Source organism: Ulvibacter sp. 2210JD10-4, assembly GCF_058148525.1.
Genome location: NZ_JBYVJZ010000001.1, coordinates 155,644 through 173,307, shown reverse-complemented (window position 1 = coordinate 173,307; position 17,664 = coordinate 155,644). Strand labels below are relative to the sequence as shown.

Annotated in this window: 16 protein-coding genes; 13 read left to right on the top strand and 3 right to left on the bottom strand. The window is 34.1% G+C overall.

Annotated features, from left to right (window positions below):
* Positions 1 to 16 precede the first annotated feature (16 nt).
* The 3 genes from ACY2RT_RS00840 to ACY2RT_RS00830 all read left to right on the top strand — a co-directional run bounded on the left by ACY2RT_RS00840 (position 17) and on the right by ACY2RT_RS00830 (position 3,976).
* Complete coding sequence (locus tag ACY2RT_RS00840; protein ID WP_490153970.1) at positions 17 to 2,419, top strand: ABC transporter permease; 2,403 nt, start codon at positions 17 to 19, stop codon at positions 2,417 to 2,419.
* Between the two features lie 628 nt (positions 2,420 to 3,047).
* Positions 3,048 to 3,581, top strand: a complete 534-nt coding sequence (locus ACY2RT_RS00835; protein WP_490153969.1) for a Crp/Fnr family transcriptional regulator — start codon at positions 3,048 to 3,050, stop codon at positions 3,579 to 3,581.
* A 53-nt stretch (positions 3,582 to 3,634) separates the two neighbouring features.
* Positions 3,635 to 3,976 (top strand): hypothetical protein, encoded by a 342-nt coding sequence (locus tag ACY2RT_RS00830; RefSeq protein ID WP_490153968.1) that lies wholly within the window; start codon positions 3,635 to 3,637, stop codon positions 3,974 to 3,976.
* Here ACY2RT_RS00830 and ACY2RT_RS00825 read toward each other — a convergent pair.
* Positions 3,970 to 4,992, bottom strand: a complete 1,023-nt coding sequence (locus ACY2RT_RS00825) for a helix-turn-helix transcriptional regulator (RefSeq protein ID WP_490153967.1) — start codon at positions 4,990 to 4,992, stop codon at positions 3,970 to 3,972. The genes ACY2RT_RS00830 and ACY2RT_RS00825 overlap by 7 nt on opposite strands.
* Positions 4,993 to 5,299: 307 nt before the next feature.
* On the opposite strand from ACY2RT_RS00825, the gene ACY2RT_RS00820 reads away from it, so the two are divergent.
* From ACY2RT_RS00820 to ACY2RT_RS00800, 5 genes are all read left to right on the top strand, one after another.
* Entirely contained in the window at positions 5,300 to 6,568 is a 1,269-nt protein-coding gene (locus tag ACY2RT_RS00820) for an amidohydrolase family protein (protein WP_490153966.1), read from the top strand.
* Between the two features lie 86 nt (positions 6,569 to 6,654).
* The gene (locus ACY2RT_RS00815; protein ID WP_490153965.1) at positions 6,655 to 7,707 is read left to right on the top strand and encodes a sensor histidine kinase; all 1,053 of its coding nucleotides are present in this window, start codon (positions 6,655 to 6,657) and stop codon (positions 7,705 to 7,707) included.
* Positions 7,688 to 8,392, top strand: a complete 705-nt coding sequence (locus ACY2RT_RS00810; protein WP_490153964.1) for a LytR/AlgR family response regulator transcription factor — start codon at positions 7,688 to 7,690, stop codon at positions 8,390 to 8,392. Before ACY2RT_RS00815 ends, ACY2RT_RS00810 begins: the two co-directional genes overlap by 20 nt.
* 514 nt (positions 8,393 to 8,906) lie before the next feature.
* Complete coding sequence (locus ACY2RT_RS00805) at positions 8,907 to 10,145, top strand: AAA family ATPase (RefSeq protein ID WP_490153963.1); 1,239 nt, start codon at positions 8,907 to 8,909, stop codon at positions 10,143 to 10,145.
* Positions 10,146 to 10,153: 8 nt separating this feature from the next.
* Positions 10,154 to 10,768: a DUF4276 family protein gene (locus ACY2RT_RS00800; protein ID WP_490153962.1), complete on the top strand. Its 615-nt coding sequence runs from the start codon at positions 10,154 to 10,156 to the stop codon at positions 10,766 to 10,768.
* 80 nt (positions 10,769 to 10,848) lie between these two features.
* Here ACY2RT_RS00800 and ACY2RT_RS00795 read toward each other — a convergent pair whose 3' ends face one another.
* Positions 10,849 to 11,058, bottom strand: coding sequence for a hypothetical protein (locus ACY2RT_RS00795; RefSeq protein WP_490153961.1), 210 nt, complete (start codon positions 11,056 to 11,058; stop codon positions 10,849 to 10,851).
* 160 nt (positions 11,059 to 11,218) lie between these two features.
* Between ACY2RT_RS00795 and ACY2RT_RS00790 the strand changes: the two genes are divergently transcribed.
* From ACY2RT_RS00790 to ACY2RT_RS00780, 3 genes are all read left to right on the top strand, one after another.
* Positions 11,219 to 11,431, top strand: coding sequence for a helix-turn-helix transcriptional regulator (locus tag ACY2RT_RS00790; protein WP_490153960.1), 213 nt, complete (start codon positions 11,219 to 11,221; stop codon positions 11,429 to 11,431).
* A 118-nt stretch (positions 11,432 to 11,549) separates the two neighbouring features.
* Positions 11,550 to 12,632: an acyloxyacyl hydrolase gene (locus ACY2RT_RS00785; protein ID WP_490153959.1), complete on the top strand. Its 1,083-nt coding sequence runs from the start codon at positions 11,550 to 11,552 to the stop codon at positions 12,630 to 12,632.
* A gap of 193 nt (positions 12,633 to 12,825) precedes the next feature.
* Positions 12,826 to 14,838 (top strand): M13 family metallopeptidase, encoded by a 2,013-nt coding sequence (locus ACY2RT_RS00780; protein ID WP_490153958.1) that lies wholly within the window; start codon positions 12,826 to 12,828, stop codon positions 14,836 to 14,838.
* An 11-nt stretch (positions 14,839 to 14,849) separates the two neighbouring features.
* Here ACY2RT_RS00780 and rlmF read toward each other — a convergent pair whose 3' ends face one another.
* Positions 14,850 to 15,725, bottom strand: coding sequence for a 23S rRNA (adenine(1618)-N(6))-methyltransferase RlmF (rlmF, locus tag ACY2RT_RS00775; RefSeq protein ID WP_490153957.1), 876 nt, complete (start codon positions 15,723 to 15,725; stop codon positions 14,850 to 14,852).
* Between the two features lie 674 nt (positions 15,726 to 16,399).
* On the opposite strand from rlmF, the gene ACY2RT_RS00770 reads away from it, so the two are divergent.
* Positions 16,400 to 17,362 (top strand): fatty acid desaturase family protein, encoded by a 963-nt coding sequence (locus tag ACY2RT_RS00770; RefSeq protein WP_490153956.1) that lies wholly within the window; start codon positions 16,400 to 16,402, stop codon positions 17,360 to 17,362.
* Between the two features lie 36 nt (positions 17,363 to 17,398).
* Positions 17,399 to 17,653 (top strand): cold-shock protein, encoded by a 255-nt coding sequence (locus ACY2RT_RS00765; protein ID WP_490153955.1) that lies wholly within the window; start codon positions 17,399 to 17,401, stop codon positions 17,651 to 17,653.
* Positions 17,654 to 17,664: the final 11 nt, after the last annotated feature.

Below are 17,664 nucleotides of genomic sequence, written 5' to 3'. Positions count from 1 at the left end.
TTAAAAACCGGAAACAATGTTTAAAAATTATATAAAAGTAGCTTTTAGAAGCCTTAATAAGAATAGAGTCTATGCAGTCATCAATATTTTGGGACTGGCATTAGGATTGACCGTTACCATACTGGTTTTTTTGTTTATCAATGATGAAACAAGTTATGAAAAACATTGGAGTGGTTACGAACGTATTTACAGAACTGGAATAAAAGCAGATCTGATGGGACAAAAAATGAATGCTCCCGTTTCACCAAGCCCTATGGCCAATGCTTTTAGAACCGAATTTACCGATGTAGAAACCGCCACGCGTATTAATACCGTTAATCAGGAAATCATGGTAAGCCATGAACAAACAAAGGTGTATATTCAAAAAGGTGTTTATGCGGATAGTACCTTCTTTAAAGTATTTGATTATGAATTTGTTCATGGGAATGCAGCAACAGCACTTAATGAGGAGAATGCCATTGTACTTACCGAAGAATCTGCCAAAAAGCTCTTTGGAGATAAAAGCGCTTTGGGCGGAGTTGTGAGATATGATAACAGAAGAGATTATATAGTAAAAGGAATTGTAAAGGAACCCAAAGGACATTCGCATTTTCAGTTTGATATGTTTATGGCTCAAAATACCATTCGTAATGTATGGATGAGCAATAACAATTATACTTACGTTAAACTAAAAGAAGGGGCAGATTTCACTGCATTTCAAGCAGAAATGAGACGTAATTTTATGAAAAAAATTGAACCGGATGTAGAGCGATTTATGAATATTACAGTAGAAGAGTTCTTAGCACAGGGCAACGCTTTTGAGTACCAATTAATGCCTATCAAGGATATTCATTTATATTCAAAACAAGACTGGGAGATTACCCAAAATGGCAACATCATGTACATCTATGTTTTTATGGGAATTGCGATACTTGTTATTTTGATTGCTGGGATTAATTTCATGAATCTATCAACAGCAAGGTCTGGAAAAAGAGCTAAAGAAGTTGGAGTCCGTAAAGTAACAGGAGCTTCAAGAAAAATGCTAATTACACAATTTCTAACAGAATCTGTAATTCAGAGCTTTATTGCACTGTTTCTAGCATTCATTTTAGTAGAACTATTCCTACCGGGTTTTAATAACATTATGGAGACCAATATTAGTCTATTTAATGATTATCTGGGAACCACTATCTTATTTGCTTTAATAGTAACGTTCATCTACGGCTTATTCGCCGGAAGTTATCCCGCATTTTTCCTATCTGCATTTCAACCCATTGCCGTATTAAAAGGAGACCTCACTAAGACAAAAGGAGGCACATTGTTAAGAAAAGGACTTGTAATTACCCAATTTACAGCATCAACCATCTTAATTATTGGAATGATTATTATTTTTAGTCAGATCTCGTATATGCATAACAAAGATATCGGGTTTAAAGGCGAACAAGTGATCGTTGTGCCTTTGCAAACAGATATAATGACTGAAAATTTTAGGAATTATAAGGATATTTTCTTAAAGAACCCTAATGTGGAAAGTGTAACCAGAGCTTCTTATTATCCTGGCGATATTCCTAATCAAAACCAGTTTATTATGGAAGGAAGTGAAGAGCAATTGCCTTTGTGGAATATGGAAGTAGATTATGATTACTTTAAAACTATGGGTATTGAATTGGTAGAAGGACGAAGGTTTGATAGAGAAAAAGAATCCGATTCTATTGTATATTGTATTTTAAATGAAACTGCCGTAAAAAGCTTTAACATTGAAAATGCCGTTGGAAGACGAATTGGGAACATGAACCTCAATGGAGAAGCTGAATATGGTACCATTATTGGGATTGTTAAGGATTTTCATATTGAAGGGTTCAACCAGCCCATACGCCCCATGATACTTTCTATAAACAATAATGTATGGTTTGCTTCTTTTAAAATTGCAAGCAATGATATGAATGCAACAATTGATTACATAGAGAAAGAATGGAATAAGCTGGAACCTTCTCATCCATTTAGATATACTTTTTTAGATCAAAAATTTGGAGCGTTAATAAAACAACAGGAAAATTTCGGAACCATGTTCTTATTTTTAACAATCCTTGCTATTATAATTTCTGCTATGGGATTATATGGTCTTGCTTCTTATACAGCTGCACAAAAAACAAAAGAAATAGGTATAAGAAAAGTATTGGGAGCATCTGTTCCAAAAATTATGACTATGCTCACAAAGGATTTTATTAAACTGGTTTTAATTGCAAATATTTTTGCCTGGCCAATTACCTATTTACTGGCTAAGAACTGGTTGTCTAACTTTTCATATCAAATTGACATGCCTTTATTACCATATGTATTTGCCACTTTACTAGCATTAATAATTGCTATAATCACTGTGAGTTTTCAAGCATATCAAGCTGCAGTTTCAGATCCGGTTAATGCCTTAAAGTATGAATGATCATTTTAATAGCATGTAAGAAACTTTCAAAGTAATCTTTAATTAATACTAAAACGGCCTTATAAAATTTTATGGGGTCGTTTTCTATTTTATAATAGAGATACAGGGAAAACCCCGTATATAAATGGGTGAAACCCCTCTAGAAAACTGAAGTTCAATTGGTTAGATTTGAACAACTTATAACCTTGACAAAAGTAAAGGGTAATTAGAGCTATTACAGCTTTTGTATTGGTATATCTGGTGCCAGTAGTGGTGTAGGTGTGGGGTGATTTTGTGATCTATTACCCACGGTTAAGTTCGCTTAGTAATATAAATTACGGGCATTATCACACCATATACCGTTCTGGCACCATTGCTAAAGAATAGGATATATGCATAATTAGATGGTACAGTACAAACTTATTATGTAAGACATAACATTGATTTAGTGATTAATGAAATTGTACTGAAACTACCTGCCAAAAGCGGCAGGTAGTTTGTTTATAAAGAGTCTGCTTTCCTGCAGAACACTTTTTCTCAACAAATGTAAATGAGATTGGAAATGCTATTTGATTTCTTTGCAATACATATTCCGGACAACCTTTTTGGGTATATTTGTTTTGTGTGATTTCCAATATTCTAAAGATCAATGGACAAAAATACTTCTATCGATACGTCTTTGCATAAAACCGAATTGTTGAAAAGTGGAGATGCATTCCTTGCATATGGTAAACCTTGTACAAAAATTGGAAGGTTGCTGGCTGGTGTGATGCGTGGTTTTGTGTATGATACTGAAGGCAACGAGATCACAACACATTTTTATCAGGAAGGTGATATGATCATTGCCAGTTACATACCAAACGTAAATATTTCGGTAACTATTGAAGCATTGAGCGAATGCGAGGTTTCAGTTGCCAATTATTCTGAAGTGATGTCATGGGTGAATAAGGACAGGGGAATTACTGAAGTCATTACACGGGAATTCCAAAAGCTCAACAGCCAGCTACAATCACGGTTGGTATCACTTTTAAACTTAAGTTCTGTAGCGAAATATGAGCTCTTTCTGAAAGAATACCCAAGCCTGATCAATCGAATTCCACATTATTATATTGCTAATTATCTGGGAATTACACCTACTCAATTAAGTAGGGCTCGCAAGCAATTTATCGACAAATGTAAATGATAAAGAGTTCCGTTCACTGTTATTTTGTATTCAGAAATACAAAACACAGCAAAATGGAAAAGCACTTTGAGTTAACAGATGCAGAATTTGAAAAACAGTTTGCCAACTGTACATTGGATGCTTCAGTTTTTAGTCACGAAGCACATGTACGACTGGCGTGGATACATATCATCAAATATGGAGTTGTACAGGCTGAGGAGAATATTCAGAAGGAACTGCAAAATTATGTGGAATTTGTCGGGGCAACAGACAAATACAATAAAACCCTGACCATAGCTTCAGTTAGAGCAGTTGCACATTTTATGCACAAATCGGAATCTGACAATTTTAAGGATTTCATTGCAGAGTTTCCTCAGTTAAAGAACAACTTTAAAGCATTGATAAACAACTATTGAATACCGGCAGAGTCTTTTTTAAACTGTGAAGGTGTAAGTCCGGTATATTTTTTAAACACCGTATTAAAAGTAGACTTAGAGTTAAATCCGGCTTCAAGCCCAATAGCTACCAGCGTATAATTAGAAAACTCAGGGTTCTTGAGGTATTGCTTCGCATCTTCTATACGAAGAGAATTGATATAGGCAGAAAAGCTCAGGTTAAGTTCAGCATTAATAATTCTGGAAAGGTGACTTTTACTCAATTGAAGTTCTTTGGCCAACGACTCCAGAGAAATATTAGGATCCAGATACCGACGTTCTTCCAGAAGGATTTTTTCGATCTTATCGATATACTCGTTTTTGGTTTTTTTAGTCTTTACATTCTTGAAGTGCTCTTCGGAATAGGATCTGATCTTTTTTCGCTCATTTAAAATTCCGATCTTATAAATTCCAATATATCCTATTAAGTAAATAATGAGGCTCGTTATCGCAAACATGGGAAGGTAGTACATTTCCACATTCGTATAAAATGTATAGGTATAAATACTCCAAGGAACAACAGTTACCAGTAGCAACACCCAAAGTAGTATTTTAAGCCATCGCAATTCCACTCTAACAACACTGAAATGAAAAGAAGTTTCCTTATGGATACGGTATATTCTTACCAATAATAGGATCAAAGCCACCAGAAAAAAGGGAATGTTCATAAAATCACCATAAACATCTATCAAATTGACCAATTGCGCTTGAAATACATCATTATCTACAGTCTTTTGAGTAGTTAAGGCAATGAGTTTATATGCAAATGCAATGAGAAGAGCTACAAGAGCCGGGAGATAGAAAATATATTCCAACCTTTTAATTTTTCTATCGGGATCAATATAATACATCGCAAAAAAATATAAAAAAGGAGCAATTAAAAATGAATAGGGTAGGTATAACATGTTAAATACATGCCAGCTAATAATGCCAATTTCATCCATTATATAAAATAAATTAGATAATGTAAAACTTAAAATTAGCAGCCCTAAATACATAGAAGCCTTGGCTTTATGCTTTTTATATGATAAAATAAAGGCACTGAGAAAGAGTCCTTGAAAGATTCCTGCAAAAACTAAACTTATAAGAATATTGGAGTACAAAAATGCAAATATTTATGTGTTCAAGTTAATTAATTAATTTGTTTTTCAGAAGGAAAGAATATGATGTATTAAATGACAGTATCCAATACTGGTTTTATATACTGAATAAGACCATTCATCTATTTAGATGTGCTGACCGGCGATTTATTTTTTATACAAATCATTTGTGTTGTTCCTTTATTTAAAACTAAATCGCTAAAGAATGAAAAGGGGTGCTCTTCTACTTTTAATACTGCTAACGGCTTGTTCGTGCAATTCTCAACAGATAGATACTGTGAGCTATGCCAAAAAGAATCCAAACAGTCAAGTTTTAAAATTTATTAATGGCCATTGGTTTAACGGAGAAACGTTTGAACGAAAACCGGTTTGGGTTAAAGACGGAATACTAAGTTTCAATGCGCTTAAGGAGGAAGTGGATACCATTGTTAATGTGTCGGGCAAATATATTATTCCACCATTTGCCGAAGCCCACAACCATAACCTGGAGAGTGATTATGAATTGGATAAACGAATTAAATCGTATTTGGACAATGGTGTCTTTTACGTAAAACTGCTTTCCTCCATAAAAAAGCGAATAGATCCATTGATGCACCATTATAACAAACCGGACGGAATAGATGTGCGTATGGCACATGCACCTTTAACTGCAACAGGCGGGCACCCGATTGCCCTTCGCAAAAGATATTTGGACTATGGCTATTTTGATGGTTTATTTAATTCAATTGAAGAAATTGAATCTCATGGCTACGTCACTATAAATAACCTGACCGATCTCAATGAAAAATGGGACCGAATACTATCTTTTTCACCTGACTTTATAAAATTAAACCTTTTGTATTCAGAAGAATATGAAAAGCGGAAGAATGACACTACTTTCTTCGGAAAAAAAGGCTTGGACCCAACATTAATTCCTGAAATTGTCAAAAAAGCGCAGGCTGCAAATTTAAAAGTAAGTGCTCATGTTGAAACTGCATATGACTTTCATATAGCCGTTACTGCCGGAGTGGATGAGATCGCACACATTCCGGAAAGGTCCAACGGAAAGCCTATTCATAAAGAGGATGCAATATTAGCAGCAAAAAAAGGAACCGTTATTGTAACTACTGCAGCCCTTGTTATTAAAAAGCAAAAGCAACCCAATTATGATGAGTTAGTGAATAATATAGTGGCAAATCTAAAGCTACTCAAACAGGAAGGGGTAACAATGGCCATAGGTTCTGATCTTTATTATGATACTTCGGTTGGAGAATTCCAATTTTTATACGAATTGGGTATTTTCACTAATTTGGAACTACTAACAATGTGGACCAAAAATGCAACAAGAACGACTTTTCCCAATAGAAGGATAGGGGAGTTGAAAGAAGGCTATGAAGCCAGTTTCTTAGTGTTGGACAAAAACCCGATAGAAGATATTTCCAATATCAATGAGAACATTGTGAGCCGTATAAAGCAAGGTGTCTTCTTAAACTGACCATTGGCAGCACAGTAAACTCAATTTACAAATAGTTCCACTATCTTTAAAGTGCAATAGTAGTTTACAATTTTAGATTCATTTCAATGAGTATCAGGTTCGGTAAAATTATCAAGCATCTTGTTTTTTGGGTTTTATTCCTTTTGCTATGGAGTGCACATGACCTGAACTACCACAATGATATACTGGAAAATTTGGAGACCAATGCATTTGCGTTTATCCCTTATGCTATATTGGTGTATTTCAACCTTTATTTTTTAATGCCTAGTTTCTTACTCAATAAAAGAATAACAGTTTATATAGTATTGATGGTCCTCAGTATCATTAGCATTACATGGATCGCATCTAATTACCTTTCGTTTTACTTCAAACACATAAATGTGTATGAGCCAACCGCAGTATTTTTTGAAAGCCCTCAGGGGAAAATTGCCGTAGTAGTAGAAGTTATTCTATCACTGGGCCTTTCAATGACATTGTTTCTAACCGACGAATGGTATAGAAAGGACAGATCTGTGAGAGAAATAGAGAAAAAGCAGTTGGAGACAGAATTAAGCCTGTTAAAAAACCAGATCAATCCGCATTTTCTTTTTAATTCACTAAATAGCATCTATGTTATGCTAGATAAGAACTTAACAGGTGGAAAAAAAATGCTACTTCAGTTCTCTGACATATTGAGCCATCAGCTATATGAAGCCAACAAAAAAAGTATTGAATTGAAACGGGAGTTTGAAAATTTGACAAATTATATTAACATTGAAAAAATGAGGCATGAGGATTTGGTAACGGTATCATATAGTTTTCCGGAAGGCCGGGATAACTTGGTGATCTCTCCAATGCTTCTACTGCCTATTGTTGAAAATGCTTTTAAACACGGACAAAGCAGCCAGGGTTATCAAATACATATTCAATCGGAAATAACATCCGGGAACACACTTTATTTTAAAGTGGAAAATACAGTTTCAACTGAAACCGCGAAGAAGCCTTATAGAAATAGTAAAGGAATAGGATTGGCCAATGTGAAGAGAAGATTGGAGTTGATCTATCCGAACAGGCATCAATTTAAGGCAGAGCGCGATACTTCAAAATTTACAGTACAATTAAAGATACAGTTAGATGAAAATGAGATGCTTAATAGTTGATGACGAACCCTTAGCAAGAAAAGGATTGGAAGATCTTGTGGGGCAAACCCCATTTTTAGAGCATGTAGGGTCATTACCGTCTGCTCTAAAGGCAATGGAATTTTTAAAACAACATCCAGTTGATATCTTATTTTTAGACATTCAGATGCCGGATATGACCGGGATAGAACTTATGAAAGCACTTGCTAACCCTCCACAGGTTATTTTTACTACAGCACACCGGGAATTTGCTCTGGATGGTTTTGACCTTAATGCTGCGGACTTCTTATTAAAACCGTTTTCATACGATCGGTTTTTAAAGGCAGTAAATAAGGCTATAGCAGTAGCCGACAAAGCAATTGAAAACAACGAAGAGCCTAAAGACCACATTTTTATTAAATGCAAGGGAATGATCGTTAAGGTGATGGTGGATGACATTATCTTTATTGAAACCGCCAAAGACTATGTTTTTATTCATACGGTCAATGACAAGCACCTTACGTTGGTTTCCTTAAAGCATATTGAAGAAGAACTCCCAAAAGAAAAATTTATACGGGTACACCGTTATTATTTAGTTGGACTAAAACACATTAAAAAACTGGAAGGAAATTTGATCTATGTTGAAGATCATAAAATTAAGATCAGCAGGTCCCTTCGTAACCAGGTGTACCAGGCGATTATAGGCAATAAGCTGATAGAGCGTTAGGGTTCTAATCCTTATACCTTATACTTCTTTTCTGTTCTCCACTTTTTTTGATAGATGTTTTTCGATAGTAAATTTGTTGCTTTCTATTCTGTATTTTTCATAATCGATATGGGCTTGATCATAATAAAAATTCAAATTCATATCCACTTTAAATGTTCTCTCAGTATATCCATTTCTGCTTTCAGTTAATGGAACACACCACGGAATTTCGATAAATTTAGATTTTTCTTCCTTGATCTCAAATCACATTCCTTTTCAAAACGTCATGTTCCAATAATTAGATTGGATGTATTTTGTGTATAACTATAACCTATATGTAGCTCATCAAATCCATTTATGATTGAGAAGGTTAATTCTAAGGTAAAGTAAAGTCAAAGGGGCACTTTTCGTCGAAAAAGAAATAATCCACAAGGGTTATATCAAAAAACAATTACCTCTTTTTTTGATCTAATTAGGGTCAATTTGTTATATATTTGTGTGTGATTAGTATTAATAAATCAATTTTCGGACTTAAATGATTAGATTAGAGGAATATAAATTATCTGGTTATAAGAATATTTTAGAAGCGAATTTGTCCTTTGAAAATGTTAATGTGATAATAGGGTCAAACAATTCTGGAAAATCAAACTTTATTCAATCAATTTCATTTATTAATTTTATTATTAATGCAGCTTCCACTGATGACCTTGAAAGATATTTTGAACATGGCTTTTATAGAACATACTTCAAGGAATTGATACCGTTAAGTGAAAGTTTTGTTGAAGAACCACAAAAACATTCGGTTAGTTTTTTTCTTAAATTTTCTAATTCGATGACCAATAGAGTTTTTAACTATTATTTGGAGCTAGGTGTCACAGAGCAGTTTTTTGAGACAAAGTATAGTATTGTTGCAGAATCTTTAGATACTAAAGAATCAAATAAACCTGGTCAAGCAATAAATATTTTTAAGCGAAATAGAAATAAAGTAAAGTATGGCTCTAAGCTCACCCGAACATCTCTACTTGAAGAGGTTCCAAATCATTTTAGTGTGATTAGAGTTTTAAAGCTTGTCTTAAATTCAGAAACAGAATCATATTTAGATGCTGTTAATAGTTTAAATTCTATAATTAAAACTCCAATCTTTTATTTTTCAAATCTAGAGCTATTAAAAACTGAAAATGTAGATAGATTAGATTTACATAATGGTAGAATTGTATCATTTGAATTAAAAGCTGAGATAATAAAATTAGAAAAAACTAATAAATGGGAAATATTTAAATCTGCTCTATATAACATATTGAATATTGATGATGTTATAGTTGGTGAATTTCTTTTCAATGAAGAAGATAGTAAAAAAAATAGGAGAAAATTTTTAAATTTCAAACATTTTCATAAAACTAAAAATCTTTTGAATTTTTCTGATGGTACAATATTAATAATCGCATTGATTACTAAAGTATTATCGAGTAGCAATGATATTTTCTTAATTGAAGAGCCTGAAAATTCAACTCATCCGAGGGCATTAATTGATTTATTTTCTTTTCTAAAGAGCTTCTCTGAATATAAGCAATTTATTATAACATCACATTCTATAGCAATACTTAATAAAACAAAAACTGATAATATAATTGTGAGTAGTGTTAATGAAAATGGTTTGAGTACTTTTTATAACATAGCTGATAAAGTTGATTTAAAAAGACGTTTAAAGCAAGGGCATATTAATTTTAGCGATGAATTATTTTTTGGTGATTTAGACGAGGATGAATTTGAATAAAATTGATTATGGTTCCAAGAAAGAATAAAAATTCAATACTTTTTTTGTATGAAGGAGAGACAGAAAAAGAATTTTATAAAGCAATTTTTGAAAAATATATAGAACCTCGTACAATTAGAATTAACTATGGAAATTTACGAGGTGTTTATGATATAAATAATAAGGTTGAAAGTAAGATTAAGGCATATTTAGATAATAAAAGCCCGAAAGATTATAAAAACATTAATGTTTTCATTGCCTATGATAGAGATGGTGATAGAAATACTGATACTTTATTAAACATAGATGAATTAAAAACAAATTTTATTTTTGATGGCTCTAGGATTAAAAGTGTATATGAGATTGTTGCTACCCAAGATTTAGAGAGCTGGTTATTTAATGATCTAGATGGTATTTATTCTTTTCTTAAAGTACCAAAAGCAAAACGAAATTTAAAGGCATATCCAAATTGTGAAATGGTTACAAATCGCACCTTATCTTCTTTGTTTCATAAATATGGAAAACATTATCAAAAAGGTAAAAGATCTGCTAATTTTATTGCTTCTTTAGATTTAACAAGAATATACAACTCTGTGCCCGATTTACAGGATGGTATTAAAGAAATAAAAACGCTTTATAAATAAGGATTATATTTTAATCTTATAAAATCTTGCTAAACAATCCACCTCCACTAAAAAGCTATGGTGTATATAGTAGGATAGAATCAAGAAAACTTCTTCCTATGATTCGTTGGATAGTTGGCAACACGATTTTTAAAGTCGATCACTTCCTCCTGTAGCTTTTTATTAGCATTTTCAATAAGCTCATTTTGTAGTTTTAGGATACGGAGTAGGTCGTGAATGGCGTTTAGGTTTTCCAGCTGGGCGAATACAAGTTGTTCTAATTCCGCTTTGGTGTATCTGGTTCGTGGCATAAAAATAAATTTTGATTCGTAATAGATTATTAAATATTGCTAATATGCATAAAAAGTTATGTAATACGATTCAAATACATACAATTACATAAATATTTCAAAACATTTGGAAACACTAAATTTGCTTTAAATGCTATTGATATAGTGTAATTCGCTTCAAATGAGCACTAAAAGACAAATTAACAGAATACGAGTGGTTTTAGCTGAAAAGGACAGAACTAACAAATGGCTGGCTGAAAAAGTGGGTAAAAATAGAACGACTATTTCTCGTTGGTGTACAAATGACATGCAACCCTCTTTAGAATCTCTTTTGGAAGTTGCAGCAGCTCTTGATGTTGATATAAGAGAATTATTGGTTTCTACTAAAAAATAATTCAGAAGAGACACATATTCCGACGATGGATACGCAAAGTTCTTATCCTCATGTAGTTATACGGTACTTTTTCGACTATATCATTAAAAATTGAGAACTTTTTTGTAGTTTACCAGGTATGAAAAAGTATGTAGGGCTTATACTGTTTCTTCTAACATGCTACCTTACTTTTGGGCAGGTAAATCCCGGTTTTTATAGCCTGAAAGGACATTATGGCTTTATTATTTCGCATTCCGAAGAAGTAAAGTCCATATCCCAATCCAATCCTTATGGGATTCAATTAGAATACAGCCGGCTCAAAATAAGCGATAAGTCTTGGAAAACCTGTTATTGCTATGGCCGTACAGGGCTTTCCTTTGCCTATTTTAATTATGCCAATCCCCGGATTTTGGGGAGTTCGTACAACTTGATCTATTTTGTAGAACCGTATTTTACATATAAAGGGCCTTTAAAATTCTCTCTTAGAGGATCTATCGGTGCTACCTATCTGGATAAAACATTTGATGCAACCACCAATCCCGAAAACCTTCTTTTTAGTTCTCATTTCAACTTTTATCTGGCTTTATCGCTCAACCTTAACTACCATCTTAATAAAAAGTATGCTATAAACCTGTCGGCAAACTACAATCACATTTCTAACGGTGGTAAAAAACAGCCAAATAAAGGAATGAACTTTCCAACCGTATCAATAGGTGTTGACAGACTTATCAATTATGAAGCTTTAAAACCTAAGCCCAGAGAGTTACGAAATCAAGATATGTCCACAAAATATTATATGGGATCTTTTTTTAGCTTGCGGTCTTCCGGTGGTGAAGCCGACGCGACCAGTCATCCGCTTATCGGATTTCTGGGTGGAGCGTTACAACCATTATCCGGTATTAATGGCATCAATGGAGGCATAGAAGCGTGGTATGATTATTCAGACGAGAGAATCGCCGAAAATGATATGTTAGATGATTCAGCATTTTCGTCTGCCGTAACCTTGGGACATCATTTCTCTTTGGGAAATTTTCATGCCCTGCAACAAGCCGGAATATATATCACCCGGCCTAAAAATATACAACCCAAATGGTTATATCAGCGGTATTCTTTTTGGTACAGTATTGGAAAATCCAAAAGATGGACTCTTGGTGGGTCCTTAATTGCTTATGGAACAGGGGTAGACCATATGGATGGACGGCTACTGTATATTATAAATTAATAGCTATTTGTGTTTCCGAAAGTTAGCTGAAAGAGTTTAAGACAGAGTACACTAAATCTGTCTATGAAGAAGGTGGGCATGTGGAATGGATAGAGGTGATTTGGTTTATTGATTCAGTAAAATAGTAATTGAAAAATGGAACCGGAACGGCAATCAAAATTACCTATCTTTGTTTAAAGCAATACCTAAACCTATGAAAAACCTTCTTTTCTTCTCATTAATCGTAGCCTTATTGGTTTCTTGCAAAAAGGAAACTACAATTGTACAAAACAAAGTAATTTTTGATGGCATTGATTCATCCATTAGGCCCGGAGACGATTTCTTCAATCATGTTAATAGAATCTGGCATGATACGGCTGTTATTGCAGACGATCAAGTTGGCGTTGGGTCTTACCGCTATTTGAATATTCCTCAAAAAGAATTACTTCAAAAAATACTGGAAGAGGTATCTGCAGAGGAACATCCTGAAGGAAGTATTGAACAAAAAGTAGGAGATTTTTACGCTTCGGGAATAGACACAGTAAGCATTAACCGACGTGGGTTTGAACCTATTCAGCCTATTTTGAATACTATTGAAGCTATTAACGATGTGCCTTCCATGACGGCATTTGTAGCTGAGCAGCTTAAGACAGGAGATTTTTCAATCATTTCTCCATATGTTTCTCCGGATCAAGCCAATAGTGCTATAAACATTGCACACTTTAGTCAAACCGGATTAGGGTTGCCGGATCGTGATTATTATTTTAGAACAGATTCGTCTGCTGTTGGTATCCAAAAAGCATATAAAAATTATATAACAACCTTATTTGAATTGACTGGCGATGTTGATGCTTCAAAGAACGCCGACATAGTGTATGACATTGAAAAACAACTTGCCGGATCTCATAAAACACGTGTTGAACGTAGAGATGTAAAAGCAAATTACCATAAATTATCGGTTTCAGAGATTGATGAAACCTATAAGAATATTGGCTGGGTAGCATTGTTATCGAATTTAGGAATAGTTGCAGATTCAGTCGATATTCGTCAGTTAGCATATTACGAGAAGCTTGATACGATGCTGGAGTCAGTTGATCTGGAAAATTGGAAAATCTATTTAAAAGCAAATTCAATAGGATCGCATGACGATATTTTGAGTCAGCCGTTCCAAGATGCCTCATTTTCATACTCTAAAGTATTATCCGGTCAATCCGTTCAGAAATCTCGCGCACAATTAATGGTGCAAAATGTGGACAGACAAATTGGTTTTGCACTAGGACAATTGTATGTGAAACGCTATTTTAATGAAGATGCAAAAAAGAGAGCATTAGAGCTGGTTAATAACCTTCAGAAATCATTGGAAAACAGAATTGAGCAACTGGACTGGATGAGTGATAGTACTAAAGTAAAAGCCAAGGATAAATTGTATGCCATTACTAAGAAAATAGGCTATCCGGATGTTTGGAGAAATTATGATGATGTAAAAATAGAAAAGGGGGCGTATTTTGAAAATGTAGTCGCTCTACGCCGAAACGATTATCTATATAACTTAGATAAATTAAATAAGGCACCTAATAGAGACGAGTGGTTCACAACGCCTTCTACGGTAACTGCGTATTATAACCCTTCACTTAATGAGATCGTGTTCCCTGCGGGTATATTACAATCTCCCTATTTCGATCTATATGCAGATGATGCTGTTAATTATGGTGGTATTGGAATGGTGATTGGTCATGAGTTTACACATGCTTTTGATGATCAAGGCGCTCAATTTGATAAAGAAGGTAATGTGAAAAATTGGTGGACAGAGGGTGATTATGAAAAATTCAAAGCTAAAACACAACAGGTTATCGACCAATATAGTAAATTTTCGGTATTAGATAGTGTATACCTAAAAGGTGCGTTGACCGTAGGAGAGAATACGGCTGATAATGGAGGTATTGCCATAGCATATGATGCTTTTAAAATGACCAAACAAGGACAAGACACAACGAAGATCAATGGCTTTACACCGGACCAACGCTTCTTTTTGTCTATAGCCCGTATTTGGCGGGTAAAAGTGCGAGATGAGTTTCTGCGTAATTATGTTGCTACAGATCCACATTCACCACCATTATGGCGTGTTAATGGCCCTTTGATGAATTTCACGCCCTTTTATGAAGCTTTTGATGTTCAACCCAATGAAACAAATTACAGATCAATGGAGGAGCGCATAAAAATTTGGTAAACAAAACATGTTTACTCAAACCACCACAAAATATAGTGACTTTTCTTATTTCCAAGTGAAACAGAGATGATATGGTAGTTTGCTTTTACTTTTTTTAATTGTTTTTCGATCTTGGGAAAATCGTTCGCTTTGGCAACCAAACTGGTAAATACTTTTACTTGATCTTTAAATAACACACTTTCCTTTATTAATCTTTTAATAAAGAGTGATTCACCACCGTTACACCAAAGTTCGTTGGCTTGCCCTTCAAAATTAAGTAAGAGTTCATCTTTATCACTTGGTCCGCCCAGGTTTTTAAGTTTTCTAAGGGAGCCTTTTACTGCTTCTTCTCTGGAGTTATGAAAAGGAGGATTACAAACGCTGAAATCAAATCGCTCATGGGGTTGAATACTATTCTTAAAAAGAAAGCCTTTATTTTCTTGATGTCGTATCTCAACCTTGTCTTGTAATTCTTTGGTATATTGGATATTTCCACGGGCTATTTTTACCGCTTTCGCATCACTTTCTGAGCCAACCATTGTCCAGTTAAAGTGTTGCGCCCCAAGGATGCAATAGATGCCATTGGCACCAGCACCTATATCCAACCCTCGTAGTTTAGCATCTAAAGCAATGTTTAGTTTTTCTGAAAGAAAATCCCGTACATGATACAAATAGTCTAGCCGTCCGGGAATAGGAGGGATGAGATAACCTGTTGGCAAATGATACGCTTCTAGTTTAAAATCGGCAAGTAGCATCGCTTTATTCAGTTCATATACAGCACTTGAAGAGCTAAAATCAATGGTTTCCTCCCCAGAAGGGTTTAAAATCACATGTTTTCCTAAGTCGGGATGGTGTTTGGTCAATCTTTTAAGATCATACCGTTCTTGATATGGATTTTGTAGATGCATGGAGGTAAAGGTATTGGATTTAAAAAGTATTTAACCAATGAATAACTTTTGTTATTAAAGTTTTATTTGAAAAGCAGAAATGGGCAAGTTGTCTACCAAAGCATAGGAGGGAAGCATAATGTATAATGCCTTGTCTTCTTAGTTATAATGAAAGGAGGTGAGGAATACGATATAGACATGAATATCAATGTTTTAACATAATTTTGGGAAACCTATGTTAATTTGGCTTATCTTTATAGCTTAGTTATTTAGACAGCTTTCTTTTTTTTAATTTTCTTCCAATTTTAATCAATCTATTGCTTTCTTCAATACTTTAATAGTTGTAACGCACTAAGACTAAGCGTTTGTAAGATGAAACTATTGGTTGTGTTTTAATGATATCCCTCCAAACAAGATTCTTTATAGGCAGTAATCCGAATACGTCACAAGAGTTCAATATACTATCAAATAGCTTAAAAACTAAGCAATACCGCTCTAATTGAGCATGATATAGTGTTATTGAAATAAATATGACAATAATCAAATAAAGAAATTGTAGTATCGATAATCCAAAATTTTCAAGATCCATAAACTCAGATTTTTCAAAAACGTTGAGGAGTAGAGTTAATTTATATTTCAAAACCAATAATATAAGTAGAAATGCAAATACAGCTATGGTTGTTAAGACCGTTATTATGCTTTCTTTATTTATTGTTCCTTTAATCTTGCTGGGTACAGGAAGTATTACAACCACATGGATGCTTTTCTTGGCATATCTGATATGCGGATTTGGAATGTCGGGAATAGGTATGGGTGTCATGCATGATGCTATTCACGGATCTTATTCAAAGAACAAAAAGGTCAATATGCTGTTAGGCTATACTTTCAACCTTATTGGGGCCAACGCAACTGTCTGGAGAATACAACACAATGTATTGCATCATACATATACCAATATCAATGATGCGGATGATGATCTTAATGCACCGTTTTTCCTTAGATTCTCACCACATGCAAAACACTATTGGTTACATCAATTTCAGCATGTGTATATATGGTTCTTTTATGGTATCTCTACCTTGTCGTGGATAACGACTAAAGATTTTGTTCGTTTAAAACGCTATAAGGATATGGGGTTTTTAAACAAGAAAAATGAATACACAAAAACGCTTATAGGTATGATCGCCTGGAAACTATTCTATTATTCCTATGCGCTTGTGTTGCCACTGATCATGGTTCCGTTATCCTGGTGGGTAATTGTACTTGCATTTTTAAGCATGCATTTTGTGACCGGACTTATGGTAAGTATCGTTTTTCAAATAGCACATATCATGCCGGTCAATCACTTTCCACTTCCAGATGACAAAGGGATGATGAAAGAAGATTGGTATGGGCACCAATTTGCCACCACCAGTAATTTTTCTCCCAAGAGTAAGCTTTTATTTTGGCTTATTGGCGGATTGAATTATCAGGTAGAACACCACGTACTACCAGACGTATGTCATATTCACTATAAAAGATTAACTAAGATCGTGGCCGATACGGCCCGGGAATTCGGCATGCCCTATCATGTCAAAAAAGATCTCTTTCACGCAATTTGGGATCACACTAAGATGCTTCATATGCTGGGAAGAAAACCAGCTGTAAACCTTATATAAAAATAGGGGAATTAAATTTTTAATTAAAATACTAAAATGATGATCAAAAAATTGATACATAAATTAATAAATACTAATAACACTAAAAAAATAGAAGTAATGAAAGAAGGTACCGTAAAGTTTTTTAACAATGCCAAAGGATTTGGCTTTATTAAATTGAAAGATTCAGAAGACGAAATATTTGTCCACACGACAAATCTTATAGACGAAATTCGCGAGAATGACGAAGTTAAATTTGACGTTGAAAAAGGAGACAAGGGATTGAGCGCTATACGCGTAAGTTTGATCTAATAACTCTTAAT

Excerpts from the sequence above, each read along its gene's own strand:
- ACY2RT_RS00780 (WP_490153958.1), top strand. The coding sequence starts at position 12,826 with ATGAAAAACCTTCTTTTCTTCTCATTAATCGTAGCCTTATTGGTTTCT.
- ACY2RT_RS00820 (WP_490153966.1), top strand. The coding sequence starts at position 5,300 with ATGAAAAGGGGTGCTCTTCTACTTTTAATACTGCTAACGGCTTGTTCG.
- ACY2RT_RS00840 (WP_490153970.1), top strand. The coding sequence starts at position 17 with ATGTTTAAAAATTATATAAAAGTAGCTTTTAGAAGCCTTAATAAGAAT.
- ACY2RT_RS00815 (WP_490153965.1), top strand. The coding sequence starts at position 6,655 with ATGAGTATCAGGTTCGGTAAAATTATCAAGCATCTTGTTTTTTGGGTT.
- ACY2RT_RS00795 (WP_490153961.1), bottom strand. The coding sequence starts at position 11,058 with ATGCCACGAACCAGATACACCAAAGCGGAATTAGAACAACTTGTATTC.
- ACY2RT_RS00830 (WP_490153968.1), top strand. The coding sequence starts at position 3,635 with ATGGAAAAGCACTTTGAGTTAACAGATGCAGAATTTGAAAAACAGTTT.
- ACY2RT_RS00805 (WP_490153963.1), top strand. The coding sequence starts at position 8,907 with ATGATTAGATTAGAGGAATATAAATTATCTGGTTATAAGAATATTTTA.
- ACY2RT_RS00800 (WP_490153962.1), top strand. The coding sequence starts at position 10,154 with ATGGTTCCAAGAAAGAATAAAAATTCAATACTTTTTTTGTATGAAGGA.
- rlmF (WP_490153957.1), bottom strand. The coding sequence starts at position 15,725 with ATGCATCTACAAAATCCATATCAAGAACGGTATGATCTTAAAAGATTG.
- ACY2RT_RS00810 (WP_490153964.1), top strand. The coding sequence starts at position 7,688 with ATGAGATGCTTAATAGTTGATGACGAACCCTTAGCAAGAAAAGGATTG.
- ACY2RT_RS00835 (WP_490153969.1), top strand. The coding sequence starts at position 3,048 with ATGGACAAAAATACTTCTATCGATACGTCTTTGCATAAAACCGAATTG.
- ACY2RT_RS00825 (WP_490153967.1), bottom strand. The coding sequence starts at position 4,992 with ATGTATTTAGGGCTGCTAATTTTAAGTTTTACATTATCTAATTTATTT.
- ACY2RT_RS00790 (WP_490153960.1), top strand. The coding sequence starts at position 11,219 with ATGAGCACTAAAAGACAAATTAACAGAATACGAGTGGTTTTAGCTGAA.
- ACY2RT_RS00770 (WP_490153956.1), top strand. The coding sequence starts at position 16,400 with ATGCTTTCTTTATTTATTGTTCCTTTAATCTTGCTGGGTACAGGAAGT.
- ACY2RT_RS00765 (WP_490153955.1), top strand. The coding sequence starts at position 17,399 with ATGATGATCAAAAAATTGATACATAAATTAATAAATACTAATAACACT.
- ACY2RT_RS00785 (WP_490153959.1), top strand. The coding sequence starts at position 11,550 with ATGAAAAAGTATGTAGGGCTTATACTGTTTCTTCTAACATGCTACCTT.